The 25,213-nt window shown below is 63.1% G+C and carries 26 protein-coding genes and 1 tRNA gene; 17 read left to right on the top strand and 10 right to left on the bottom strand.

Annotated features, from left to right (window positions below):
• Window positions 1–2: 2 nt before the first annotated feature.
• The 6 genes from soxC to QX132_RS08665 all read left to right on the top strand — a co-directional run bounded on the left by soxC (window position 3) and on the right by QX132_RS08665 (window position 4,975).
• On the top strand, window positions 3–1,286 hold the full coding sequence (gene soxC / locus QX132_RS08690; RefSeq protein ID WP_316160754.1) for a sulfite dehydrogenase: 1,284 nt from the start codon (window positions 3–5) through the stop codon (window positions 1,284–1,286).
• Window positions 1,225–1,983 carry a cytochrome c gene (locus QX132_RS08685; RefSeq protein ID WP_316160752.1) on the top strand — a complete coding sequence of 253 codons (759 nt, stop codon included), beginning with the start codon at window positions 1,225–1,227 and terminating at the stop codon, window positions 1,981–1,983. The genes soxC and QX132_RS08685 overlap by 62 nt, the downstream gene beginning before the upstream one ends.
• A 26-nt stretch (window positions 1,984–2,009) precedes the next feature.
• Window positions 2,010–2,444: a hypothetical protein gene (locus QX132_RS08680; RefSeq protein ID WP_316160790.1), complete on the top strand. Its 435-nt coding sequence runs from the start codon at window positions 2,010–2,012 to the stop codon at window positions 2,442–2,444.
• Window positions 2,445–2,454: 10 nt separating this feature from the next.
• On the top strand, window positions 2,455–3,357 hold the full coding sequence (locus tag QX132_RS08675; RefSeq protein ID WP_316160750.1) for an alpha/beta hydrolase: 903 nt from the start codon (window positions 2,455–2,457) through the stop codon (window positions 3,355–3,357).
• Between the two features lie 8 nt (window positions 3,358–3,365).
• On the top strand, window positions 3,366–3,806 hold the full coding sequence (locus tag QX132_RS08670; protein WP_409997641.1) for a DsrE family protein: 441 nt from the start codon (window positions 3,366–3,368) through the stop codon (window positions 3,804–3,806).
• Window positions 3,807–3,874: 68 nt separating this feature from the next.
• Window positions 3,875–4,975: a YeeE/YedE family protein gene (locus QX132_RS08665; protein ID WP_315783131.1), complete on the top strand. Its 1,101-nt coding sequence runs from the start codon at window positions 3,875–3,877 to the stop codon at window positions 4,973–4,975.
• A 155-nt stretch (window positions 4,976–5,130) separates the two neighbouring features.
• Here QX132_RS08665 and QX132_RS08660 read toward each other — a convergent pair whose 3' ends face one another.
• On the bottom strand, window positions 5,131–5,259 hold the full coding sequence (locus tag QX132_RS08660; RefSeq protein ID WP_316160749.1) for a hypothetical protein: 129 nt from the start codon (window positions 5,257–5,259) through the stop codon (window positions 5,131–5,133).
• A gap of 135 nt (window positions 5,260–5,394) precedes the next feature.
• On the opposite strand from QX132_RS08660, the gene QX132_RS08655 reads away from it, so the two are divergent.
• The 5 genes from QX132_RS08655 (at window position 5,395) to QX132_RS08635 (ending at window position 11,257) form a co-directional block, all read left to right on the top strand.
• Entirely contained in the window at window positions 5,395–7,083 is a 1,689-nt protein-coding gene (locus QX132_RS08655) for a methyl-accepting chemotaxis protein (RefSeq protein ID WP_316160747.1), read from the top strand.
• Between the two features lie 447 nt (window positions 7,084–7,530).
• Window positions 7,531–8,073 carry a YeeE/YedE thiosulfate transporter family protein gene (locus QX132_RS08650; protein WP_315778341.1) on the top strand — a complete coding sequence of 181 codons (543 nt, stop codon included), beginning with the start codon at window positions 7,531–7,533 and terminating at the stop codon, window positions 8,071–8,073.
• 10 nt (window positions 8,074–8,083) lie between these two features.
• Window positions 8,084–8,641, top strand: a complete 558-nt coding sequence (locus QX132_RS08645) for a YeeE/YedE thiosulfate transporter family protein (RefSeq protein WP_315772277.1) — start codon at window positions 8,084–8,086, stop codon at window positions 8,639–8,641.
• A 49-nt stretch (window positions 8,642–8,690) separates the two neighbouring features.
• Complete coding sequence (locus QX132_RS08640) at window positions 8,691–9,032, top strand: rhodanese-like domain-containing protein (protein ID WP_315772279.1); 342 nt, start codon at window positions 8,691–8,693, stop codon at window positions 9,030–9,032.
• 257 nt (window positions 9,033–9,289) lie between these two features.
• Complete coding sequence (locus tag QX132_RS08635; RefSeq protein WP_316160745.1) at window positions 9,290–11,257, top strand: methyl-accepting chemotaxis protein; 1,968 nt, start codon at window positions 9,290–9,292, stop codon at window positions 11,255–11,257.
• Window positions 11,258–11,414: 157 nt separating this feature from the next.
• On the opposite strand, the gene QX132_RS08630 is transcribed toward QX132_RS08635, so the two are convergent.
• Complete coding sequence (locus tag QX132_RS08630) at window positions 11,415–12,254, bottom strand: SDR family oxidoreductase (RefSeq protein WP_316160744.1); 840 nt, start codon at window positions 12,252–12,254, stop codon at window positions 11,415–11,417.
• A gap of 151 nt (window positions 12,255–12,405) precedes the next feature.
• Between QX132_RS08630 and QX132_RS08625 the strand changes: the two genes are divergently transcribed.
• Window positions 12,406–12,795, top strand: coding sequence for a response regulator (locus QX132_RS08625; protein WP_315736285.1), 390 nt, complete (start codon window positions 12,406–12,408; stop codon window positions 12,793–12,795).
• Between the two features lie 135 nt (window positions 12,796–12,930).
• On the opposite strand, the gene QX132_RS08620 is transcribed toward QX132_RS08625, so the two are convergent.
• On the bottom strand, window positions 12,931–13,128 hold the full coding sequence (locus QX132_RS08620) for a hypothetical protein (RefSeq protein ID WP_315813825.1): 198 nt from the start codon (window positions 13,126–13,128) through the stop codon (window positions 12,931–12,933).
• Between the two features lie 257 nt (window positions 13,129–13,385).
• Between QX132_RS08620 and QX132_RS08615 the strand changes: the two genes are divergently transcribed.
• Both QX132_RS08615 and QX132_RS08610 read left to right on the top strand, forming a co-directional pair.
• Window positions 13,386–14,621: a GGDEF domain-containing protein gene (locus QX132_RS08615; RefSeq protein ID WP_316160742.1), complete on the top strand. Its 1,236-nt coding sequence runs from the start codon at window positions 13,386–13,388 to the stop codon at window positions 14,619–14,621.
• A 21-nt stretch (window positions 14,622–14,642) separates the two neighbouring features.
• On the top strand, window positions 14,643–15,266 hold the full coding sequence (locus QX132_RS08610) for a peptidoglycan recognition family protein (protein WP_316160740.1): 624 nt from the start codon (window positions 14,643–14,645) through the stop codon (window positions 15,264–15,266).
• Window positions 15,267–15,358: 92 nt separating this feature from the next.
• Here QX132_RS08610 and rpoH read toward each other — a convergent pair whose 3' ends face one another.
• Together rpoH and QX132_RS08600 are read right to left on the bottom strand one after the other, a co-directional pair.
• Window positions 15,359–16,258, bottom strand: coding sequence for an RNA polymerase sigma factor RpoH (gene rpoH / locus QX132_RS08605; RefSeq protein ID WP_315737032.1), 900 nt, complete (start codon window positions 16,256–16,258; stop codon window positions 15,359–15,361).
• A gap of 219 nt (window positions 16,259–16,477) precedes the next feature.
• Window positions 16,478–17,458 (bottom strand): RluA family pseudouridine synthase, encoded by a 981-nt coding sequence (locus tag QX132_RS08600; protein ID WP_315796600.1) that lies wholly within the window; start codon window positions 17,456–17,458, stop codon window positions 16,478–16,480.
• 31 nt (window positions 17,459–17,489) lie between these two features.
• Here QX132_RS08600 and QX132_RS08595 point away from each other — a divergent pair, with 31 nt between their 5' ends.
• The 3 genes from QX132_RS08595 (at window position 17,490) to QX132_RS33025 (ending at window position 19,476) form a co-directional block, all read left to right on the top strand.
• A complete protein-coding gene (locus QX132_RS08595) occupies window positions 17,490–17,828 on the top strand; it encodes a hypothetical protein (RefSeq protein WP_315795684.1) in 339 nt (112 codons plus the stop codon).
• Between the two features lie 402 nt (window positions 17,829–18,230).
• Window positions 18,231–18,305 (top strand) — tRNA-Glu (locus tag QX132_RS08590).
• Window positions 18,306–19,014: 709 nt separating this feature from the next.
• A complete protein-coding gene (locus tag QX132_RS33025) occupies window positions 19,015–19,476 on the top strand; it encodes a very short patch repair endonuclease (RefSeq protein ID WP_410052852.1) in 462 nt (153 codons plus the stop codon).
• A gap of 40 nt (window positions 19,477–19,516) precedes the next feature.
• Here QX132_RS33025 and QX132_RS08585 read toward each other — a convergent pair whose 3' ends face one another.
• Genes QX132_RS08585 through QX132_RS08565 form a run of 5 tightly spaced genes read right to left on the bottom strand, consistent with a single transcriptional unit; the run spans window position 19,517 to window position 25,046 of the window.
• Window positions 19,517–20,761 (bottom strand): 5-methylcytosine restriction system specificity protein McrC, encoded by a 1,245-nt coding sequence (locus QX132_RS08585; protein WP_315795731.1) that lies wholly within the window; start codon window positions 20,759–20,761, stop codon window positions 19,517–19,519.
• The gene (locus QX132_RS08580) at window positions 20,758–21,672 is read right to left on the bottom strand and encodes an AAA family ATPase (protein WP_315795732.1); all 915 of its coding nucleotides are present in this window, start codon (window positions 21,670–21,672) and stop codon (window positions 20,758–20,760) included. Before QX132_RS08580 ends, QX132_RS08585 begins: the two co-directional genes overlap by 4 nt.
• A gap of 46 nt (window positions 21,673–21,718) precedes the next feature.
• Complete coding sequence (locus tag QX132_RS08575) at window positions 21,719–22,558, bottom strand: hypothetical protein (protein WP_315795734.1); 840 nt, start codon at window positions 22,556–22,558, stop codon at window positions 21,719–21,721.
• Between the two features lie 14 nt (window positions 22,559–22,572).
• Window positions 22,573–23,673 (bottom strand): DNA cytosine methyltransferase, encoded by a 1,101-nt coding sequence (locus QX132_RS08570; RefSeq protein WP_315795736.1) that lies wholly within the window; start codon window positions 23,671–23,673, stop codon window positions 22,573–22,575.
• Window positions 23,674–23,681: 8 nt separating this feature from the next.
• Complete coding sequence (locus QX132_RS08565; protein ID WP_315795738.1) at window positions 23,682–25,046, bottom strand: DNA cytosine methyltransferase; 1,365 nt, start codon at window positions 25,044–25,046, stop codon at window positions 23,682–23,684.
• Window positions 25,047–25,213: the final 167 nt, after the last annotated feature.

Genomic DNA, 25,213 nt, shown 5'->3' with positions numbered 1-25,213 from the left:
CGATGTCCAAGGACAAACTACTTCCCTCAGCCCCACGCGCGTCGCGCCGTGGTTTCCTGACTGCCGCCGGCGGTCTTGCCGCCACGGCGCTGGCCTCGCAGGCGCGTGCCGGCGCCGGCAATCCCGCCAACCAGCCGCCGAACGTGCCGGAATGGACGCGCACCCTCGGCGAGGGCGTCGCTGTGCGCCCCTACGGCAAGCCGTCGAAGTTCGAGAAGGACGTCGTCCGCCGCGACGTCGAATGGCTGACGGCTTCGCGCGAATCCTCGGTCAGCTTCACGCCGCTGCATGAGCTCGAAGGCATCATCACGCCGAACGGGCTGTGCTTCGAACGCCATCACGGTGGCGTGGCCGACGTCGATCCGGCCGATCACCGGCTGATGATCCATGGCCTGGTCGAGCGACCGCTGCTGCTGACGCTCGACGAGCTCAAGCGCTACCCGCGCGTTAACCGCATCCACTTCATGGAATGCGCCGCCAATTCCGGCATGGAGTGGCGCGGTGCGCAGCTCAATGGCTGCCAGTTCACGCATGGCATGATCCACTGCGTGCAGTACACCGGCGTCTCGCTGCGCACGCTGCTGGAGGAGGCCGGCGTCAAGACCAACGGCAAATGGCTGCTGGTGGAGGGCGCCGACTCCGCGTCGATGGATCGCAGCCTGCCGATCGAGAAGGCGCTCGACGACTGCATCATTGCCTACAAGATGAATGGCGAGGCGCTGTATCCCGAGCAGGGCTATCCGATGCGCCTGGTGGTGCCGGGATGGCAGGGCAATCTCTGGGTCAAATGGCTGCGCCGCATCAAGGTCGGCGACCAGCCCTGGCACACCCGCGAGGAAACCTCGAAGTACACGGACCTTTTGCCGAACGGCAAGGCGCGGCGCTTCACCTGGGCGATGGATGCCAAGTCGGTGATCACCAGCCCGAGCCCGCAGGCGCCGATCAAGCATGGCAAGGGCTTCACGATCGTCTCGGGACTGGCGTGGTCGGGCAACGGCAAGGTCAAGCGCGTCGACGTGTCGCTCGATGGCGGCCGCAACTGGTGGCCGGCGCGGATCGACGGCCCGGTGCTCGACAAGGCGCTGACCCGCTTCTACTACGAGTTCGATTGGAACGGCGAGCCGCTGCTGCTGCAGTCGCGCGTCCAGGACGAGACCGGCTACGTCCAGCCGTCCAAGGCCGAGCTGCGCAAGGTCCGCGGCTACAACTCCATCTATCACAACAATGGCATCCAGACCTGGCATGTGCAGGCAAACGGTGAGGTCGAGAATGTCGAGGTCGCCTAAGCTCATCATTGCCGCCGCAGCGCTGGCAGCGCTTGCGGGCTCGGTGGCGTTCGCCGGCGGTCCGAACGAGAAGACCGAGGCCAAAACCGAGGCCAAGCCGCCGCAGCGCTTCAACATCGGCCGCGCGCCGAGCGCCGAGGAGATCCGCGGCTGGGACATCGACGTGCGTCCGGACGGGCAGGGGCTGCCAGTCGGCAAAGGCACCGTCGCCCAGGGCGAGAAGCTGTTCATGGACAATTGCGCCAGCTGCCATGGCGAATTCGGCGAGGGTGCGGGCCGCTGGCCGGTGCTCGCCGGCGGCAAGGGATCGCTGACATCAGACAATCCGGTCAAGACGGTCGGTTCCTACTGGCCCTACGCCTCGACGCTGTTCGACTACGTCCGCCACGCGATGCCGTTCGGCAGCCCGCAGTCGCTGAAGGTCGACGAGTACTACGCGCTGGTCGCCTATGTGCTCTATCTGAACGACGTGATCACCGATCAGAACTTCGAGTTGAGCAACAGCAATCTCGCCACGATCAAGATGCCGAACGAGGGCGGGTTCATCATGGATGACCGGAGCACGAGCGAGAAGGCGTTCTGGCAGAAGGATCCTTGCATGAAGAACTGCATCGCGCCGGTCAAGATCACCGGACGCGCGACAGCGGTCGACGTCACGCCGGAAGACAAGGACGGCAAGCCGCGAGGCGTCGAGTGAGGATTGCCGGATGCAGCCGCCGCCAGATGCTGTTGGCGGCCGCATCCGTCGCCGTGGCCGGAAGCGGGTTTGCGTCCATCGCCGCTGCAGCCGAGCCACACAGGCTCGCGTTGCAGATCAGCGACGAGGATCCGGCCAAGATGCGCGCGGTGCTCGACGTGGCCGCGAATGTCTCCCGCCACTATTCGGGCGAGGGCGCGGAGGTCGAGATCGTGATCGTCGCGTTCAATGGCGGCCTCGACATGCTGCTGGCCGACCGCTCGCCGGTGAAGGAGCGGGTGCTCGGCTTCGCCAAGTCGATGCCCAATGTGAGCTTCATCGCCTGCGGCAACACCTTGGAGACGCTCGCGAGCAAGGAGGGACGGCAGCCGCCTCTGCTCGACGGTGTTACGGTCGTCAAGACCGGGGTCGCGACCCTGCTGGAGCTGTCCGAGAAAAACTGGACGATCGTGCGTCCCTGAGGAATTTGCGATGCGGTGGTGGCTGGCTCTCGTCGTCTCATTCATTGCGTCGATCGCATTCGCGGCCGAGGAGCCGCGCGAGCTCGCGATCGGCGGGCGCACGGCGCTCGGCACGCTCCGGCTGCCGGCGCAGTCGGGACCGGATGTGCCGCTGGTGCTGATGACGCACGGCACGCTCGCGCACAAGGACATGGAGACCATCCAGGGGCTGTCCAAGGCGTTGGCCGAGCGGGGCATCGCCTCGCTCGCGCACAATCTCGTGCTCGGCCTCGATCGCCGCACCGGCATGTACGATTGCGCCAAGCCCCATGACTATGCGCCTGACGATGCGATCGCCGAGATCGCCGCCTGGCTGAGCGAAGCGCGCAAGACGTCGTCGCACGTCTTCGTGCTCGGACATTCGCGCGGCGCCAATCAGCTCGCGCGCTATCTGGCCGCCAATCCCAAAGCGGCGGTCGACGGTGCGATCCTGCTGGCGCCGGCGACGGCGAGCATCGAGGCCGGTTTGAGAGACGCCTATGCGGAGAGCTACGGTCAGCGATTGGCGCCGCTGCTCGACAAGGCTGAGGCTGCGATCGCCGCCGGGCGCGGCGGTGATTGGATGTCGGTGCCGGGCTTCATCTATTGCCGCGATGCCAAGGTGACGGCGCGCGCATTCGCAGCATTCTATCGCGCCGACCGGCGCCAGGATACGGCGGCGCTGATCGCCGATGTGAGCCTGCCGGTTCTGGTGCTTGCGGCAGCGCAAGACAAGACGGTACCGGACGTGGCAGCGTCGTTCGTGCCGCTGGCGTCACGCGCCGGCAGCCGTGTCCGATTGGAGACGATTGACGACGCAGATCACTTCTTTCGCGATCTCGCCGCCGAGGATGCCGCTGATCGCATCGCAGGATTCATTGCAGCCACGCGTTAGGAGTCACCATGGAACGTCGATCTTTGATGCAAGCTGGTCTTGCCAGTGTGTTTGGAATCTTCGGTGTCAGCCGCGCACGCGCGGCGACGGAGTCTCCGCGCCAGCGCGTCGCCTATCATCTCGCCGATCAGGACCGCGCCCTGTTCGTTCTCGGCAACCTCCAGAATCACGTCGATGGCACCGGAGGACCTGGACGCGCAGACATTCGCCTGGTGATCCACGGTCCGGGCTTGCGGGCCTTTCATGCGATTTCGGCCGACCAGACCATCTCGGCTCTGGCCGAGCGCCTCATGAAGGCCGGCGTCGGCTTCGAGGCCTGTGCCAACACCATGAAGGCGCAAGGCGTGAAGCTCGACGATCTCTTGCCAGGCTTCGCGGTGGCGGAGAAGGGCGGCGTCGTGCGTCTCACCGAGCTGCAGCAGAGTGGATACGCCTACCTGCGCCCGTGACGGGCGCATGCGTCCTTGCCGATGCCGCCCGGCATGTTGAGCGGCAGGCCTGAACGACGGGAGCGCCTGTGCTCACCGCATTGATCGACCTTCTGGGTGAGGAGCTGGTGTCGCTGCTTTGCGGGCTCGCGGCCGGCGGCGCGTTCGGCTTCTTCGCCCAGCGCAGCCGCTTCTGCCTGCGGGCGGCCACGGTCGAGTTCGCGCGCGGGCAGGGCGGTCCGCGGCTGGCGGTATGGCTCCTCACCTTCGCCTCGGCGCTGCTGGGCACCCAGGCACTGGTGGCGATGGGCCTGCTCGACGTCTCTGAAGCGCGCCAACTGGCGCAGCAGGGCAGCATTTCCGGCGCGATGATCGGCGGCACGCTGTTCGGCTGCGGCATGATCCTGGCGCGCGGCTGTGCCAGCCGTCTGCTGGTGCTCTCGGCCAACGGCAATCTGCGGGCGCTGCTGTCCGGCCTGATCTTCGCGGTGACGGCGCAGTCGGCCTATCGCGGCCTGCTCGCGCCGGCACGCGAGTGGCTCACCAATCTTTGGCTCGTCGACGGCGGACCGTCGCGCGACATCATGAGCCTGTTCGGCGGCGGCACGCCCGAGAAGCTCGGCTTCGGCATGCTGTGGTTCCTGGCCGGGCTCGCCGCGGTGTCGAAGTTTCAGGTCGGCCCGAAGATCCTGCGCGCGGCGGTGGCCGCGGGTGCGGCGGTCGCCGGGGGCTGGCTCCTCACCTATCAGCTCGGCCAGGCCTCGTTCTCGCCGGTGCCGCTGAAGAGCCTCACATTCAGCGGTCCTTCGGCGGAACTGCTGATGCAGGTGCTCGCCAGCCCGCAGCTGAAGCCGGGCTTCGATCTCGGCATCATTCCGGGCGTGTTCATCGGCTCGTTCGTTGCGGCCGCGCTGGCGCGCGAACTCAATCTCGAAGGCTTCTCGGATGGGCGCGGCATGCGCCGCTACATGATCGGCGCCGTCCTGATGGGATTCGGCGCCATGCTGGCGGGCGGCTGCGCCGTCGGCGCCGGCGTGACGGGGGCATCGGTGTTTGCGCTCACAGCGTGGATCGTGCTCGGTGGCATGTGGTTGGGTGCGGCCGTCACCGATTTTGTCGTCGACCGCTGGCTGTTCGCCGCCAAGCCGGCGCAGAGCCCGGTTCAGTCGCCCTCCGTCATGCCTTCATGAGACATCTTGCGGAAGCGAGCCTGCTTCTGCTGAGCGGCATTGAAAATGCAGCGTCAAAGAGCAGCATCCATGAATCTCCGGGACCTGTCTGTCACAGGCTCGTCGACGCCTGGCGTGTCGGCGCACTCCAAGCCTTTGACAAAAACATTGTCTGATCAGATCGGATCGAACCCGAAGACACGTGTCTTTGCGTCGTTCACGCCGGAGCGCAGATCGCGTAGTCCGCGGGTCGACCACAGGAGATGCGCGCCGAACAGGGCATTCGGACCATCGCGCCCGAACATGACGTTGGTAGATCCCAGTCTCGAGATCCCGCTCGTTAACCAATTTGCGAAGGTCGAGTGTTACCGTCGCGAGGGGTACGGCGCAATCATGCGGCGGACCGATACGAATCGCCGGGACTACGAAAGGCACGCGAGATGTCGCAACTCTCCATTCGAGCAAAAATGGCGGCCGTCATTGCGCTGCTGCTGCTGGCGATGACCATCGTCGGATTGCTGGCCGTCCGCGGCATGCAGACAATCAACACGCATACCGAACAGATCGCCAAGAACTGGCTGCCGAGCGTGCGCGTGCTCGGCGAGTTGCGTTCGGCGATCAATCTCAATCGGGCGCAGCTCCGAGCCTACATGACGGCTGATACGACTGAGGAGAAGGACAATCTCGACCGCAACATGAAGGCAACGCTCGCCGTCGTTGCGACGGCGCGCCGCTCCTATGAGGCGATGATCTCGTCTTCCGAGGAGCGCAGCCTGTTCGAGAGCTGGTCGCGGGGCTGGGAGCAATATGTCAAGGCTGCCGATGGTGTGCTCGAGGTGCTGCGCGCAGGGAACGGCAATGCGACCAAGCAGGCAAGCGATCTGTTCAACAAGACGGTCCGGGGCGTCGCCAATCAGTCGGACGAATATCTTCGAAAGCTGATTGACCTCAACAATCGTGGCGCCGACGCCGAGACGAAGATCGCCGCGGATGGCTATGCCGAGGCATTTGCATTGATGTCGACGGTCATCGTCCTTGCCGTTCTCGCCGGCATCGGCGTCGGAAGCTGGTTCGTTCGCGATATTTCCCGGTGCATCGCTTCCATCATCAGGCCGATGCAGGCGCTCTGTGAGGGCAACCTGGCGACGGAGATCCCCTATCGCGGCCAGAAGACCGAAGTAGGCATGATGGCGGACGCCCTGGAGGTCTTCAAGACCGCCTTGATCGCGAAGAAGCAGGCCGACGATATCGCTTCGAAAGAGGCAGAGGTGAAACTGGAACGCAGCCGGCGGCTTGACGAGATCACTGGCCGCTTCGAGGCCGTGGTCGGCGAGATCGTCGACACCGTGTCCACGGCATCGAGCACATTGGAGGGTCACGCCGGCGGGCTCAGCAACACGGCGAGCCGCGCACAGAACCTGGCCACATCCGTCACCGCGGCTTCCGAGGAAGCCTGCGCCAATGTGCAGTCGGTGGCATCTGCGACCGAGGAGCTCTCCGCGTCCGTCAACGAGATCAGCAGGCAAGTCCAGGATTCGGCCCAGATGGCCAATGAGGCGGTGGCGCAGGCCCGCAAGACCAATGAACAGGTCAGCGAGCTTTCGAAGTCCGCTGCCCGCATCGGCGACGTCGTCGAGCTGATCAATACGATTGCCGGACAGACCAACCTGCTCGCGCTGAATGCAACGATCGAGGCCGCGCGCGCCGGCGAAGCCGGCCGCGGATTTGCCGTGGTCGCATCCGAGGTCAAGGCGCTTGCCGAGCAGACGGCGAAGGCCACCGGCGAGATCGGCCAGCAGATCTCCGGCATCCAGTCCGCCACCCAGCAATCGGTCGGTGCGATCCGCGACATCAGCATCACCATCGAGAAACGGCAGGAGATTTCGTCGACGATCGCATCGGCCGTGGAGCAGCAGGGCGCTGCCACGCAGGAGATCTCGCGCAACGTCCAGCACGCGGCGGCGGGAACGCAGCAGGTCTCAGCCAACGTTGCGGATGTGCAGCGCGGCGCCGTCGATACCGGAACCGCGGCTTCCCAGGTTCTGTCCGCCGCGAAATCGTTGGCCGACGACAGTGCCAGACTGAGCATGGAAGTGAAGAAGTTCATCGCCGGCGTGAGAGCCGCCTAGGGTTCGTAGCGACTGAGAGCCGCGCAGATCCGATCTCGCCGCCATTTCGGCCGGCCCGCGTCGGGTGTGCTGACAGGCGCGCCGGCCACGCTGCCATCGCTTCTGCGGTGGCCTGCGAGCCTCATCTCGAGGATCTTTCGCGCGGCCGCGGCAAGCTGCGCGACCGAGGCGCGTGGTGACGATGGGCTTGCGAGGCCCGCGTCGACATGAACAGAGCGTGGGGTCGCGGCGGATCATGCTCCGCCGCGGCTTGCCCGGGGCTGCCGTCCCCGAGTTCGTCAGTGCCGCTGTTTCCTCGCAGTCAGGCTGCCGCAGAGCCCCGCCTTTTCACCTCACCCGTCGGCAGCGGCTGAATTATAATTGCAGAAATTCGAATATATGCATATAGTAACGTAAGTCGGTCGCGGCGCTGGGCCGCGTCAGCAGGGAGGACCCGTCGTGGCAATGATGAACGACGTCATGGTCAAGGATCTGGGCAAGTCCAGGCGCATCGACTGGTCGCCCTATCTGGTCGGCGCCGGCATCGGCGTCCTCAGCTGGGTGGCCTTTGCCGGGTTCGGCGACCCCCTCGGCGTCACGACGGCGTTTTCGCGCATCGCATCGCTGTTTGCCGCGCCGGTGATCGGATCCGACGCCGTCGCCGCCAACAGCTATTGGAAGTCGATGCCGTTGAAATGGGACTATGGCGTCTGGTTCCTGGTCGGCATTCCGTTCGGCGCATTCCTGTCGGCGATCATCTCCGGCACGTGGCGCCTCGAACTGGTACCGGAGGTCTGGAAGGAGCGCTTTGGCCCGTCTGTGGTCAAGCGCTTCGTGGCCGCGTTTCTCGGCGGCATCGTCATCATGTATGGCGCGCGTCTGGCCGGCGGTTGCACCAGCGGACACGGCATCTCCGGCGGTCTGCAATTGGCGCTGTCGAGCTGGCTGTTCCTCGCCGTGATGTTCGCGACCGGCCTTCTGGCGTCGCGCGTCATGTTCCGCAAAGCATAGGAGAATGGCCATGACGTCATTGATGAGCATCGCCGGCCCGCTGCTGATGGGCGCCGTGTTCGGCTATCTGCTGCAGCAGGGCAAGGTCACGAGCTGCAACGTGATCGAGAACCAGTTCCGGCTGCGCGACTTCACCGTGCTGAAGGTGATGGGCACGGCGATCTTGGTCGGCGGCATCGGCGTGCTGCTGCTGGTTGATACCGGCAACACCAAATATTACGTCAAGGACGCCAACATGCTCGCGGTCGCGCTCGGCGCGGCGCTGTTCGGCGTCGGCATGGTGGTCTACGGCTACTGCCCGGGCACCGCGCTCGGCGCCATCGCCAGCGGCAGCGTGCATGCCGCAGTCGGCGCTTTCGGCATGATTGTCGGCGCGATCCTCTATGCGCTGAGCTTCGACTGGGTGAAGGCTCACGTCCTGAATGTTTGGGCGCTCGGCAAGGTGCGGCTGCCCGACATCACCGGCGTGCCGGATGGCGCCTGGTTCGCCGCGCTCGCGATCGGCGCAGGTGCGTTCTTCTTCTGGGTCGAAGCATCCGAGGCCAAGGCGAAGCGGACACAGGGGTAGGCGGAGTCGCCTGAGTGCCCCCTATGTCAATCAGTGAGAGGTTCCTCCTATGCTATCAGGACTGTTCAGCAAGCTGACCGGATCGACGAGTGTGCCGGCGATCGAGCATGACGAGCTGGTGCGGGCGCATCAGCAGCGGAGCTGCGTCATCGTCGACGTGCGCGAGCCGCATGAGTTCAAGGGCGGACACATTCCCGGCGCCGTCAATCACCCGCTGTCGCGTTTCGACCCGGGCGACCTCGTGCACGACAAGCCGGTGGTTCTGATCTGTCAGGCTGGCGGCCGCTCGGCCACCGCGCTGCGGCGGGCGCTGTCGGCGGGGCGGCAGGATATCCGCCACTATGCCGGCGGCATGAGCCGCTGGCGGGCGCGCGGCGGTCCTGTCGCCTGAACGCGCCCTGTCCGACAGATCCGACCTTCTGCTCTGTCAGGACGTTCCGAACGGATCTGTTCTGGTTGAGATGAAATGACCTGCAACCAGCGTGGGTTGCGGCAGGTTAAGAGTAAAGTGTGCGGCGGAAAGCTTCGATAGCCGTTCTCGCCCGCAGCAGCTAATTTGTTGTTGGTCCACTCCATTGGTTGACTCGTTCAGGAATAATTAGTTGCAACGCTGCAATACTCGAACACCGGTCGACGTTCGAGGATTGCATGTTGAAGCTTGTTGGCTTGAGAACCCGGATCACCCTCTCTCTGGTGATCGGCGCGGCCGCGACGGCCCTCTTCGTGCTGCTGGTCGCCATGTGGATCATCGGCGGCATCATCGACCGCGCCAATGAGCGCGAGCTCCACGCCCAATATGACGCCTTCAATTCGCGCCTGCAGCTGGAGTCGACCCGCGCGGAAGCCATGAGCGCGGTGGTCGCCAAGATCCCCGCCGTCCAGGACGCCATGGCGCAGAACGACCGCGACGCCTTGATGCGGCTGTTCGGCGCGGGCATGGCCAGCATGAAGTCCGATTACGGTGTCGACCAGTTTCAGTTTCACACGCCGCCGGCGATGTCCTTCCTGCGCGTGCACCAGCCGGCCAAGTTCGGCGACGATCTGTCGGGCTTCCGCAAGACGGTGGTGGCCGCCAACACCGACCGCAAGCCGATCGTCGGGCTGGAGGGCGGCGTTGCCGGCCTCGGCCTCCGCGGCGTCGTACCGATCGTTTCCGCCGGCAAACATCTGGGCTCGGTCGAGTTCGGCCTGACCTTTGGCCAAAACTTCTTCGACGAGTTCAAGCGCAGCCGGAATGTCGACGTCGCGTTCCGCTTGGCTGGCGACAACGGCTTCAAGCTGTTCGCGACAACGATCGGGGAGACCTCCTTCTTCGCAAGCGGCGAGTATCGGGAGGCATCGGCCGGCAGCTTCCTGTCGCGCCAAGGACAGCTCAAAGGCGTTCCGGTGGTCGCGCTGCTGGGCCCGATCAAGGATTTCTCCGGCAAGCCGATCGGCGCCGTCGAGATCATCATGGACAACAGCGAGTTCATCCAGGCTCGCAATCGCGCCGGGGCGTTGGCGATCGGGATGACGCTGGCCGGCCTCGTGCTGATCGCGCTCGCCGGGCTGTTGATCGCGCGCAGCATCTCCCGCCCGATCGTCCAGATGACGAGCGCCATGCGCGAGCTCGCCGATGGCAACCTGGACGTCAGCGTCCCGGCCGACTGGCGCAAGGACGAGGTTGGACAGATGGCGCGCGCCGTTTCGGTCTTCAGGGACAACGCCATCCGGATGAGGGATCTGCAGGCGGAGCAGGAGAAGGCCCAGGCTCGTGCCGAGGAGGACCGGCGCCGCATGCTGATGGAGGTGGCCGATGGCTTTGAGGCCAGCGTCCGCGGCGTTGTCGACGCAGTGTCGGCTGCGGCCATTGAAATGGAGGCGACCGCTCGTTCGATGTCGGTGACGATCGATCAATCGAAGCAGCAGGCCCTGACGGTGTCGCAGGCGTGCGGCTCCGCATCGGATAATGTCAACACCGTTGCCTCGGCGGCCGAAGAGCTGTCATCCTCGATGAACGAGATCAGCAAGACGCTCGAGCGTGCATCGTCCGTGGTTCGCAAGGCCGCGGACGAAGGGCAGCAATCCAACGACAAGGTGCAGCGGCTCAACGTTGCCGCCAGCAAGATCAGCGAGGTCGTCGCACTCATCAACCAGATCGCCAGCCAGACCAATCTGCTGGCGCTGAATGCGACGATCGAGGCCGCGCGCGCCGGCGAGTCGGGCAGGGGATTCGCCGTCGTCGCCAGCGAGGTCAAGACACTGGCGACCCAGACGGCCAAGGCGACCGAAGAGATTGGTGCTCAGATCGCCGCGGTTCAGGCCGAAACCGCCGCCGCGGTCCAGAGCATCGGCATGATCTGCACCACGATCCAGGAGGTCGACGAGATCTCGACCATCATCGCCTCATCGATCGCGCAGCAGGACGCCGCGACCCGCGAGATCGCCGGCAATGTGAACGTCGTCGCCGGCAAGACCCAGGACGTCACGCGCAACATCGCGGGCGTCACGACCGGGGTCGTGCAGACCGGCCACGCCGCTAACGAGGTGCTGTCGGCGGCCGGCGAGCTCGCGCAGCAGTCGACCCGGCTGCGCAGCGAGGTCAACCAGTTCCTGGCTCATATCAGAGCGGCCTGACCGGTCGTTGGGTGGCTGAAGTATCAAGCTCGCCGACACGCCGATCGCTCCGGCGTATCCGCCACGGGGGTGATTCCCGTGTCCGACCGGCATGAGCTGTGTCCTGGTGCCGTGGTCTCGAGAGCGCGAGGCGGGGCGGCGCCTCCCGTCCCGTGGCTCACGCCTGCTTCGCGGCCGCCTTCTCGAGCCGCTTCGCCATCACGCGCCAATAGGTGCCCGGCATGAACCGCTGCAGGAGATCCATGAAGCGCGCATCGCCGCCGATCAGGATGCGGGGCTCATTGCGCTCGATGCCCTCGATGATCCGCAACGCGGCATCGCGCGGGCTGGTCCTGGCGAGCCGCTCGAACCGTTCGATGGCCTGCACGCGGCGCGCATTGTCGGTCATGCCGTGGCCGGCGCGGGCGTTGCGCGCAATCGCCGTGGCGATGCCGCCGGGATGCACGACGGACAGCCGCACGGGACTGTCGGCGGCTGTGAGTTCGTGACGCAGGCTCTCGGAAAATCCCCGCACCGCGAACTTTGCCGCGGCGTAGGCCGATTGGCCGGGCGGAGCGATGATGCCGAAGATCGAGGACAGGTTGACGACATGCGCTTCGCGCTGGCGCGAAAGATGCGGCAGGAACGCGCGCGTGCCGTGCACGACGCCCCAGAAATTGATGTTGAACAGCCACTCCATCTCCGCCTGATCGATCTCGGCGAAGCTGCCGAACAGCGCCACGCCGGCATTGTTGACGACGATGTTGAGGTCGGGATGCGCGCGGGTCGCGTCCTCGGCGAACTGGGTGACTGCAGCGACATCGCTGACGTCCAGCCGGTGCGTGGTCACCTTGCGGCCGCTCGCGGCGAGCTCGGCGGCGAGGCTTGCGAGGCCCGCCTCGTCGCGGTCGGCGAGCGCGAGATCGCAACCGCGCGCCGCCAGCTCCTGCGCCAGCGCACGGCCAATGCCGCTGGCTGCGCCTGTCACGGCGGCAGATGCGCCTCGAATGATCGTCATTGTCGCTTCACTCCCCTGATCGACCGGATCTACGTGCCTGTTCCAATTGCAGCTGGGTTTTCTGCCACTTTTTCTGATTGGAACCGAACCATCCGGCCGTTCAGCTTTTAACTCACATTACTTTACGAGCACACATTCGTGGAGGACCTGCATGGGACAGTCGCAACCTTTCCGTGCCACCGCACTGATCGTGGAAGACGATCTGGCGCAGCGCGAGATGATCACGCTGCTGCTCGAAGAGAGCGAGTACGACGTGATCGCGTGTGAGAGCGCGGAGGCCGCCGAACTCGTCCTGAACAAGCCGGGTCATCGCATCGTGCTGCTGATGACCGACGTCAATCTGGCGGGCCGCATGAACGGGGTCGAGCTTGCCCATCTCGCCAAGGCGCGTCACCCCCACATCAATGTGGTCGTCACTTCTGGCCGGCCGTTGTCGCAGCCGCTGCCGGGCGGCACGAAGTTCTGGAGCAAGCCGTGGGCGCCGCTGGACGTGCTGCGCGAAGCCGAGGTGACGCTCGAGCGCGCGCCCGATATCGGGTGAGGCCAAGGTCTTGCTCCGCCAGCGTCGCTCAAAGGGTGATGCGTGGCAATGTCGACCGGTGGAGACGTGGGACCGGCTAGCGGCCGAGTCGACTGAGAGCCGGGTGGAAGCCGCGCTCCCACCCGGGAAGTGCAACTACTTCTTCTTGGCAGCCTTCTTGGTCTTCTTCGCAGCTTTCTTGGTGGCCTTTGCGGCCTTCTTCGCCTTCTTCGCCATGGAATCCTCGTCAGGAGTTGATGGATTGCAACGCGACTTCGAGGCTTCGCTGGCGCACGCCAGCCATGCATCAGCCTCGGGTGTCGATCCCAGCAGATTCGCGAAGCTCTGCCTCACGCTGTCACCAGCACGGTTGCGCTTATCCACAGCTCGATGCATTCGCCGGCCAGTTGCGCCGTTGGCACGCAGGTCGTGACAAGGTTAGCGGATCGTAAAAGGTGTCTTCATTGATTCAAAACCAAGGCGCAATCTTGGTTGCGACCTTGAGGAACCGTTAACTGCGCCGCGCCCATGTTGCCGCGAACAACAGGGTAGCTCATGAGCGCGGCGCTATTGAACATCGAGGACAGGAGCTGCGGCGTCCTGCTGTCGGGATGCTGAACGTTCCGACGCTATGGACCGCCTTCGTGGTCAATTTCCTCGCGCTGGGCCTGATCTGGGCCTACGTGATGCGCAGCTATCCCAATCTGGATTCGGCGCGGTACTGGACGGCGTCTGCGTTCATGTGCGCGCCAGCGGCGACGTTCGCGCTGACGCGGTTCTATTTCGGCTCGTTCGTTCCGCTGCTGGCCGGCGGCTCGCTGATGACCTTCGCGATCTGCCTCGCGGCGATGGGTGTCGAGCGCTTCTATGGCTACAGGGCGTCGTGGCGGCTGAGCTTGACCGTCGTTGCGATGACCTGCGCGTCGATCGCATTCTTTCAATACGTGTACGACCACGGCCCGCTGAGGATCCTATGCTACTCGATCGGGCAGGCGGTCCCCATGGCGATCATCGCGCGGCTGGTGCTGGATGCGAGGCGCGGGCCCGTCAATCCGGGAGCGCGGCTGGCCGGCCTGCTGTCCGTTCTGATCATCGCGGTGTTTGCCGCGCGGTCGATCGGGGCGTTCGTCGGCGCCGATTTCAATTTCAGCCACTCCACCAGCGGCCAGGCAGCCGCGGTGCTGCTGCTGATCTTCCTGTCGATGTCGCTCAACTTCGGCTTCCTGCTGATGGCGGTGGACCGGCTGCGCAACGAGGTCGCCGATCTCGCGCTGCTCGACGATCTCACCGGCGTCGCCAACCGCCGTCACCTGATGCAGCGCCTGAGCGAGGAATGCGCGCGCGCCGAGCGCTCGCGGCGGCCGTTCGCGCTGCTGGTGATCGACCTCGACGGCTTCAAGACCATCAACGACACCCATGGCCATGCCGCCGGCGATGCCTGCCTGCAGCACTTCACGCTGATGGCCCAGACCCGGCTGCGCCCCGGCGACATGCTGGCGCGCACCGGCGGCGACGAATTCTGCATCGTGCTGCCGGCGTCCGCCTTGCGCGAAGGCGCGATGATCGCGCGGCGCATCCTGCAGGTTTGCCGCGACGATGCGGAGGCCTGTGCCGGCGCCGAGGTGCCGATCGAGGTCTCGATCGGCATCGCCGAATGGACCGAGGATGTCGGCGCATTCCCCGACCGGCTGATGGCGCGGGCGGACCAGGCGCTCTATGCCGCCAAGAAGGAGGGCAAGAACCGCTATGCCGTCTTCGCCGGCGACCATGAGACGCCGGCACTGGCGCCGGACCAGATCGAGCCGATGATGGCGCCGCCGCGCCGGCAGGATGCCACCGCCGGGTAGCCGGTGCTATCGTTGCCGGCCATGAGGCCGGTTCTGTTCTTCCTCCGCGCAGCGCTCGCGCTGCTTCTCCTTCCTGCGCCGGTCTCGGCCGAGGATCTCACGTCGCTCGCCCGCTCGTCCGGCACGCCGGACATCCCCGGTCTGAAGATGGTCTGGCTGGCGCCGTGGGGCGATCCCGCCCAGGCCCATCCCTGGACCAACATCATCGTCCACCAGACCGAAGGGCCGGCGGGATCGGCGCGATCAGGGGCGCTGGCGCAAGCCAAGAACCCGAAACGGCGCGGCGTCACCCTGTGGGTGGAAACCGACGGCACGGTGTATTGGGCGGTGCCGGAAACCCTGGTGACGCTGCATGGCGACGGCGCCAACCGCAACGACAACCGCTATATCGACAACGGCCCGACCTATCGCAAGGTCGTGCGCGACAATTCCATCGGCGTGGAGTTCGCCGGCAACTATCCCGACGTCACCCGGCCCGCCACCGAAGCCCAGGTCGCCGCGTGGCGCATTCTCTCGAAGCTGCTCCGGCTGCGCTATCAGATCCCGCGGGAGCGGATCTATGCGCACAACTGGATCGACTACAAGGATGCCCGCTATTGCGAGGGCTGTGCGCTCGCCGGGCTCGCCCGCGCTGCGCCGGACTGATCACATAACAAACTGATCACATAACAAGAAGCCGGCGTCTCCGCCGGCTCCGATCGCATCCAAAGACCACCTTCAAGCCGTAAGCCGCGCCGTTAATGCGCGGCCTCCAGGGCCGCCGCCTCCTGCTTGGCGATGGCGCCCTTGACGGCGGACTGCACCTTCTCGAACGCGCGCACCTCGATCTGGCGCACCCGCTCGCGCGACACGCCGAACTCGGCGGCGAGGTCCTCGAGCGTCATCGGCTCATCGGCCAGGCGTCGCGCCTCGAAGATGCGGCGCTCGCGCGCGTTGAGCACGCCGATCGCGCCGTTCAGCGCCTGCCTGCGGTGGTCATACTCCTCGTGCTCGGCCATGATGGCTTCCTGGTTGGGCGAGGTATCGACCAGCCAGTCCTGCCATTCGCCCGCTTCGCCGTCGTCGCGGATCGGCGCGTTCAGCGAGGCGTCGCCGCCGAGGCGGCGGTTCATGTCGACCACGTCCTGATCGGTCACGCCGAGGCGCTTCGCGATCAGCTTGACCTGATCCGGATGCAGATCGCCTTCATCCAGCGCGGAGATCTTGCTCTTGGCCTTGCGCAGGTTGAAGAACAGCTTCTTCTGGTTCGCCGTGGTGCCCATCTTCACGAGCGACCAGGAACGCAGGATGTACTCTTGTATCGACGCCTTGATCCACCACATGGCGTAGGTGGCGAGGCGAAAGCCCTTCTCGGGCTCGAACCTCTTCACCGCCTGCATCAGGCCGACATTGCCTTCCGAAACGACTTCGGATATCGGCAGGCCGTAGCCGCGATAGCCCATGGCGATCTTGGCCACGAGCCTGAGGTGGCTGGTCACGAGTTTATGCGCTGCGTCGCTGTCGTCATGCTCGCGCCAACGCTTGGCGAGCATGTACTCCTCCTGCGGTTCCAGCATCGGGAACTTGCGGATCTCGGCGAGGTAGCGTGAAAGTCCGGATTCTCCATTGAGAACCGGCAGCGTAGCTGTACGGGCCATCGAGCGCCCTCCAGTTGGTTCAGGCCCCCGATAGCGGCGGGCCAGGCAAAGCGGTCGCTTGGTTAAAGCCGGCCGGTTTGCGACGTTCCATGCGTCGACCATTCGACGCAGGCGCAACATACACCATTTTCGCCCCCCGGTGGAAGGATTCCGGGGGTCACGTCCCCGTGTGGCTGCCATAACCTGCTGGCATACTTGCGTTTTTCTGAAGGCGCTGCGTCATAGCGCCGCTCGCAGGGCGCTCCTCAACAGCATGAGATCCTCCGGCAGCTCCGATTCCCAGTGCATTATTTCTCCCGTCCGCGGGTGCTCGATGACCAGGAGATAGGCGTGCAGCGCCTGCCGCCCGAGCGCCTCGAGCGCGTCCCGCGCGGCCGGCGCGAGCTGGTTCGCCTTGGTCTTGAAATGCGGGCCATAGACGGCATCGCCGAGCAGCGGATGGCCGAGGTGAGCCAGATGCACCCGGATCTGGTGGGTGCGCCCGGTCTCGAGATGGCAGGCGATCAGCGACGCCACCGGCTTGCCGTCGCGGCCGACGAAGCTCTCCTGCACCTCGTAATGGGTGATGGCCTCGCGCCCCCGCGGGCGCACCGCCATCTTGTCGCGGGCATGCGGATGCCGGTCGATGGCCGCGTTGATGGTGCCATGCGGCCGGTGCGGCACCCCCCACGCAAACGCCAGATAGCCGCGCTCCATCGCGCCGGTGCGGCCGTGATCGGCGAACTGCGCGCTGAGCGAGGCGTGCGCCATGTCGTTCTTGGCGACCACCATCAGCCCGGTGGTGTCCTTGTCCAGCCGGTGCACGATGCCGGGGCGCTTCACCCCGCCGATCCCGGAAAGACTGGCGCCGCAATGCGCGATCAGCGCGTTCACCAGCGTTCCCGTCTCGTGCCCGGCCGCGGGATGCACGACGAGGCCGGCCGGCTTGTCGATGACGACGATGTCGTCGTCCTCGTAGATGATTTTCAGCGGGATCGCCTCGGCCGCGGGCTCGGCCGGCACCGCTTCCGGCACGTCGATTGTGATCGTGTCGCCGGCGGCGACGTGATAAGCGGGGTCCCGCACCGCCTCCGCGCGGAGGCTGACCTGACCGGCCAGGATCAGCGCCTTCAGCCGCGACCGCGACAGCTCCGGCAGCCGGACCGCGAGCACGCGATCGAGCCGCGGCGAGCCTTCGTCGCCGGCGACCGTCACCGTCATCACGCCGCTAGGATTTGAAGTCGAGATGTCCATGAATTCCACCGTTGCGCCCGAGCCGTCCTCGCCCGAGCAGGCCCAGCTGATGGCGCGGCTGCGGCGCATGATGATGATCGCGGGCGTGACCACCTCGATCGCGATCGCAGTGCTTCTGGTCGCCATCGGCTACCGCCTTTTCCGCGGCGATGGAAGCACAGCTTCGGGCCCGGACCTCACCGCCATGCTGCCCAAGGGCGCCCGCATCGTCGCCACCGGCACCGCCGGCGACCGCCTGGCCGTGACGCTGGATGTCGGCGGCACCACCGAGATCCGCACCTTCGACGCCAAGTCCCTGAAACCCACCGGCCGCCTCCGCTTCGCCGTGGAGCCGTAAGGGCAGGGCGGTTTCGCCCGGACGCCAGCCATTATTGCGTTGCTGCCCCATCTCTGCCGACTCGGGCGGTCAGCGCCTCCCCCGCCTGCGGGGGAGGTCGCATCGCATCGAAGATGCGATGCGGGTGGGGGAACTCTCTCCATTGGCACCGGCGCCGGCAGCGCCCCCACCCCAACCCTCCCCCGCAAGCGGGAGAGGGAGCCCACCGCCGCCTTGGCCGGCTGTTTCCATCCTATGATGGCCGATCCCTTCGCCACCCGGGCAGCCCACTCCCCTCCCCCTTGCGGGGAGGGGTCGGGGGTGGGGGTCCCCACGGGGAAAGACCCTCGAGGCACTCACCCCACAAAATTCCCATCCCCGTCTTGCGGCGCGGCGATTTCGAGGCTATGCGGTTCACCTCACGCTCCCTTCGTCTAGCGGTTAGGACGCGGCCCTCTCAAGGCTGAAACAGGGGTTCGATTCCCCTAGGGAGCGCCATTTCCGGCGCTCAACCCTTCATGTCTGACCTGTAAGCGCGGCTCCGCAGCCTCGCGGCGCGCTGTCGCGTCCGAGCTTTGCTCATCGGCACGCCCCTCATAGAGAAGGGCGCAGGGAAGGCCGGGTGCAGGCCGCACCCATGGCCCGCCTGCAGAAAGAAAAGCAGGCGGCAGTCACCACAGGATTGGCCGAACAACCGGCCTTCCCTGCGCGATGGGTTGAACGGCTGCTCCGTGCTCTCCCAGGGGACCGGGCTTGCTTGCCCCCGTCATCGGGATGTCGCCGACCAAGACACCAGCGTCGGGGTGTCGGGACCACACGGCTTGACCGTCCGCTTGAGGTCGTTCGTCCGCACGCGAAACGCGCACTGCGACCCCGGGCGGCCACCGCATCTCCCGCTCCACGGTCCGTGACGATCGCGAAACGCCCCTTCAGTGAGCGCGAGACGGCGAAGAGGATCGATCTGATTTGCCCGACGACACAAGGCCGGATTTGCCCGACGGAATGCGGCAAACTGGCACGACGGGCAGCTCCAAACTTGCTGCTGCTTTTTCAGTGAGTAACGACCAACACCTATGCTTGCATTTAGGTTTTATACCAAACGTATTCTGGAATCTCAGCGAATCGATTTTGCATGGCTCTATTGGATGCCATAGTAAGATAGTGGTCGAGGCTTTCGCCAGTCGCCGACCACCTCACGCCTCGTGTCATGTGCAGCGGTAAAAATGCTATGACGAAACGGAATCCTTCGCCGGCACCGGTCGATCCGAAGAGGAGCGCCAACATGGCGCGTGTTCGGAGTAAGGGAAATCGTTCTACTGAGCTCGATATGGTGCGCAGGCTGCGTGCAGCGCGCCTGACAGGCTGGCGTCGCCACTTGCGTTTGCCTGGAACTCCCGACTTAGCGTTTCCGAAAGCGAAGGTCGCCGTCTTCCTTGATGGCTGTTTTTGGCATGGTTGCCCAAAATGCTACCGCGCGCCAAAGCACAATGCCGAATTTTGGAAACAGAAGGTTGAGCGAAACCGGAAACGAGATAAGGCTGCTGACTCGCAACTCCGCGCAATGGGTTGGAATGTGGTTCGCGTTTGGGAGCACAGCCTACGAACTCCGAACATTGCTGAGCAAAGACTTCGACGGGCATTAGAGCGCGCCGCTGACGCCAAACAGTAGCATTTGCAGCTGCAAGGTTGGTAGAGGCTATCGGAACAATCTAAGCCGCCGCTGGGAGTGGTGGCGCCACTGGCAGACCGAGCTGTTGGAGAGCTTGGCTAATTGCATACGACAGCTCAGCGAAGGGGACAGCGAAAACCCACACTTCGCAGCCGGTCTTCGCTTTACCCAACGACCTTACGAAAAAACTAGTACCAGAGGGATAAACCAGTGCCGCCTTCGCCGCGTTAAACGATGCGGAATGGGCCAGGAGTTCGTGAACGTCGCTCGTTGACGGCCAACCATCCAGATCCTTGTATTTTGCGTCAAGGATCCACGTTTCTCCAGCACAACGCACAACGATGTCAGGATTGGCCCGAAATCGATTCGATATGTTTGGAAAAAGAGGAGGGCGCTCTATCGGGCCGCTAACGTGAGCCTTCCCGATGAGCAGTCTTGCAACGCATTCTCGAACGACTCGCTCAAAGAGGTTTTCCAAATTTAAAAACCACGAGCGCGGCGCCGCGCCCTGATGCGGTCTATCCTCCGATAAGGTGGCTGCTTGCAGTACAGCAGCTGCAAGGGCTGCTACTTCCGAAACCTCCCGCCTCCTGTCTGGTTGAGCTGCTTCGTCAAGAGCTACCGCAATGGCCTCTACACGATTTAAGGGCGTCTTTGAGTGGCTACTCTCGGCGAATCCCGCGCGCAACGTCAGGGCATTCGTCACCAACTCCCGAAGCGGCCCAGAACCGAACCCTGCGATAACATTAGCAAGCGCAAGATAGATAGCTCGGTTAAGTGGAATATCGTCCGATAGCAGTGTACGTCGAAACGCAACTTTATGTCTGGTGCCGCGCGCTCGCAGAGCTGCCGTACGCGGAACATTGAGACGCCCAGCAGCATACGCGCCGGTTTCTTCGAAATTTTGGTACTCAACCTGTTTCGCGCCTGAGAGATAGGTGCGGGTAGCGGCGAGGAACATTCGAACTAAAACCGTGTGGGGTACCTCGTCAAAAATGAGGGGAGATTGTGCGCGAGCAAGGATAAACGCACGGGGAGTTAGAACCTGAGCCATTGCCACGAAGGCCCCGGCGACCTTCTCGCGAATTTCAAGCTCAACTTCTCCAAACAGCGCGCGGCCGACATAGCCTCCTGCGCCGATGGTCCAACTTTCATGCTTGCCGAATCTCGCCCAAAGTATTTTTCGATCCGCTAGATCCTGAAACTCTGGACTAAGAAAGATATCCTTCCAGAAGGCGCCCTTGACAATCGCGATACCCCTCTCGCGGACAGCAACCTTCGTCATTGACTACTCGTGGTCGGAGTCGAGGAAGCTTGTTCTGCTGTCGTGGCCTCTCCTTCCGCGGTAGAAGGCACGGGCAGCCTGAATTGCGGGGCGTCCCGCCAAGGGAATGCTTCTTCGATGGTGTCTGTGAAGGGGTGTGGGTCCAGGAGAGGCCGCCGTAAAATTCGTTTTATCCTCTGGTGCCACAGCGCGTACAAGTCTGCTTCGGAGTAGACCTCGCTGAAAATGCCGTGGCCGAAGGGCATGAGAGTTTCGTAGTCAGGGCCGTGTTGCTGTCGGCATCGATCGAAAACCAACTTTAGCTTTTCGATAACGTGGAGTGGGACCTTTCTCCCCTCTTGTCCGAGCATCTCTGCCAGCTGATCATCATCGGGTAGAAAGTCGATAATGCGAAGTCGACGAAGCAGGGCGTCATCAATCGACAATGCAGATCTATCCACCGGGTTAAACGTCGCGAGGATAGTGAGATTTTTTGCAATCCTGGCCTTTGTACGGCTGAATAGGGTCTCGAAATCCCTGTCTCTGTGCTCGACATAAGTGAGTAGCTCACCCAGTACCGTTGAGAGATTCGCCCTTGTTAACTCCTCGATCAGTAGGACGTACCGATGATCGGCCACGGGGTCGGCAGAAGCATCCTCATTCCAATCGAGAAAAACGCCGGGGGTCGGTTGGACCGCTCCAGTCGAATCGATCCGAAGCCCTTCAATGAATTCCTCGTACGTGAAGGATTGATGAAATTGTATTTCCTTAACACGCGTTGGCTCACCAGCGTGTCGCTGCGCGGCTATGATCGCGATGTGACTCTTGCCGGTTGCCGGGGCTCCCGCCAGCGCAATTATTGACGAGCCGCCATATCTTGCGCACGCGTCGACGACTTCTTTTACCCGCGCTTCGGTTGCTGGTCCTGCCATCTTCCATCTCCGAATCGTTCGGAAGTCTACAGGAGTTTTAACGACGCTACAGGTGATTCATTGGGATGGCCGCGCAACGAGATAAGTATTCGACATATTCAGGCACGCTCTGAAAATCGCGGTGACGATGCTTTACCTGGGCTGCGGCCTGCAAAGTGCGCAGTGCCCACCGGTCCTTGATTGTATAGCTCTGACCATCGGCACTGTTGCGCTTGTCCGTGATGAGAGACCACCCAAAAGATGCCCAGCCCACCCAAACAAGGACTCTATCGTTCTTTCTATCTCCTGAGATCACTTCAGGGCTTAGGAGTCCTAGATCGTTCGCGAGTCGGGCTTGCCGAATCCGCTGGATAGCCTGAGCTAAATCGGCCTCGTCCTTCGTGCGATAGATTTCGCGGTTCAGTTCGTCTGAGGTTATGCGATTATCCAAGGCGAGCATTGCCTTCCAGATGAACTGGAAAGGAAAGACCTTCATGATCGGGTCGTACTCCATTCCGTTCCGCGTTGGATTTCGCAGCTGACAAGCAGCTAACGCCAGACTGCCATGGCGCGCTATAATCCGAACATTCTCAGAAAGGAGACTTGGACGCCATCTTGCCAAAGCTTTCCCAAGCTCGGTAACATGCACAACGGTCTTACCTTCGATCACCTCATCGTAAACAAGACCAATGGTCTGCAGTAGTTGTCGCATGTCACGATAGCGCTTCGGGTCAGGCGTGCCGCCTTGCGCGCCTCGTGCTTCATCATATGGCCACTGAGCAAGCAACTGCTGGTCTGTTTGACCTTCACCGTTGAGAAACAAATCAACGGCTTTGTCGGTCAGCTTGCCGGCGGGCACTACCGAAAAGCTGGAATGGAACGAAGTTGACCATACCGTTGCGGGCATTGTCGCCTCGCTCGCTAGTTTGACAGGGCGAACAATGGAAGTTCTGGCTGATGGTTGCGCAAGTGCCAGCGGGAGGATGAGTTATCGCCGGCGAGAGATTTGGCAACTGCTGCGGCAACAGCGGTGGCGAGTGGTGGCGGAATGGCATTGCCAATTTGAGCTGCGACGTCTTCTTGTGTTCCAAGGAAGATGTGCTCGTCTGAGAAGCCCTGAAGCCGCGCACCCTCCCTTAGGGTTATGTTGCGATCTTCGAAGGGGTGCGCAAAACGGCCGCGTGTGAAACTGTCGAAGCGGGCAGTAATGGTCGCTGAGGGCCGATCCGGATGCAGTCTTCCGTAAACAGCTCTATGCCCAATGCGCCCCGCGCCGGCCTTGTGACAATTGACCCTTAGCTCAACGGGAATGTCCTCGAAGCCGCCACCAGGTGGTACATGTTTCAAACGCAACAAATTCAGCTTTGACAGCTTCGTCCGGCGGTGAAGAGGGTCTCCCGGGACAGGTCGCAAATCCTCTGGCGGTGATTTTAGATCTGCTAAGGCTTCCGCGACCGTCTTGTGCTGAGCTACAGTAGGATAGGGGAATTCGAACGCGCCGGATTCACCCCCGCGTAACCCGACGAAGAAAACTCTCTGCCTAGCCTGCGGCACGCCAAAGTCTGCAGCTTCTAGAACGCGATGCTGAACTGAATATCCTGCTCGTTCCATTTCCGCTAAGAAGCGCCTTACGGTCGTTTTGCCTCTAGCGCCGAGAAGGCCCCGCACATTCTCCATTATGAAAGCTCGTGCCTTCAATGCGATAACGGCGCGGCCAAAACACAGGACTAAGTCGTTTCGCTCGTCCTCGTCGTTTCCTATGCGTTGAACCGAGAACCCCTGACAGGGCGGTCCGCCAGCGACCAAATCAATCCCGCTTGGAATTCCCAGCTCGTTAAAGCTCGCCGCATCGAGCGAGGCGACATCTCTTAGCCATGAGGGATGATCCACGAAGTTTGCACGATAACTGGAGATTGCCGGCTCCCAGGAATCTATCGCTCCCAAGATTTTGAAGCCGGCTTCCATCAAGCCTCGTGTCAGGCCACCGGCGCCACAAAATAAATCTAGTGCTGTTGGCTTCACGAGTTTCTCTAGAGGGCCGGCGGGTGCAAATGTCTGTGTCCAGCTTTGAGCGCTGGGATGAGTCGTGAAAAGGATGGCCCTACGGACTGGGTTATGTCCACCTCAGTGTCCAATTTTTCAACAGCTGGCCCCATCATCTCACCGATCATGTGAACCGCTAGAAACGCCGCAAAGGCCGGAGGAACGGCATTCCCGACCTGCATGAATGCTGGACCAAGGCCACCGCTAAAAAGCCATCGAGATGGAAAGCCCTGTAAAAGCGCTGCTTCTCGCACCGAAAGGCCGCGGTGCTGGGTCGGATGGACATATCGGCCACTTGCAGGATTTCGGGCGTGGCCCGTGATTGTGATGGAAGGCTTATCCCACCAGAGGCGTCCGTAAACATCATCATAAGCTGACCGGCCCTGTCGGTCTGCGGCACGCCTCAGGCATTCCGGCCCCACGTTCGGCGGGCGACGGCCACCATCCAGGGGGACTGCCATAATCGTTTGGATCGTGGACGGCCTATGACCCGCAGTGAAGTGCATCGGGTCCGTCGAGCAGACTTCGCCAGCGGCGATTTCAGGAAGCGCGCCAATCGCCTGACGCACTGTCCGGCGCTCCTCGCCACCAAGGAAGCCGCGAGGCATTCTAAACGGGCGTCGCATCGCAATCATCACGGCACGGTACCGTTGTTGTGGCACCCCAAATTCGGACATGTCATGCGCCGTGAGCACCGTTTGATATCCGGCGCGATTCAGAATTCGTCGAGCCTCGACCATCACTGGCCAGTATTGATCAGTAATGACCTCTGGCACGTTCTCCACAATGATCGCATCGGGCCCGATGGCGGCGGCAATGCGCGCAAACGTGACGAAAAGCGAATTCCTTGAATCTGAATGGCCGTGCGCGTTCCGGTGAGACGAGAAGCCTTGGCACGGCGCGCACCCTATCAAAACCAACGGGTTGGCTTTCGAGAGACGAGCCTCATGGACTTGCTTGACAATCCCTGTCTGCCTTTTTGCGAACCTATGCAGATCAACTGCGCAGGGCTTTAGGCCGAGATTGGCCTCGTAGGTCTGCATAGCCAATTCATCGATATCGACTGCCATGGCCAACCGATAGGCGGGGATCACTGAATTCGCCGCGAGAAAGCCGGCCGACATGCCGCCGCAACCGGCAAACATATCAACGACGTCAATTGGCCCAGTGGGATGAGATAGGTTGCCCTTCCAAGCGGTGTCCAGCTCCAACGCAAGTTCGGATGCTGCCTTGCGGACCTTTAATCGGTCGCTCGCAAACTTGGTCAGGTGGGCGAGCTGCGACTTGACGAGCTGTGACCCCGCCGCTGTCCCTAATTTAGTGGAACCGGTGGTTTTTCTTAAGCCGCTCATCGTACTGTTCTGAACCCTTGAGACGCGAATCACTGTCCGAGGCTCGCAAAATGAGCACGGCATCGCCTACGAGACAGTTTTCAGTTGGAATATGGTCTCGGCCGGGACCGCCCCTTACCCTTCAGCCCTGGAACGAAATAAGAACCAAATTTGCGGTTCTGTCCAGA

Origin of the sequence: Bradyrhizobium sp. SZCCHNRI20481 (genome assembly GCF_032485055.1) — a bacterium.
In the GTDB taxonomy this organism is placed as follows: domain Bacteria; phylum Pseudomonadota; class Alphaproteobacteria; order Rhizobiales; family Xanthobacteraceae; genus Bradyrhizobium.
This window is presented reverse-complemented; position numbering and strand designations above follow the sequence as displayed.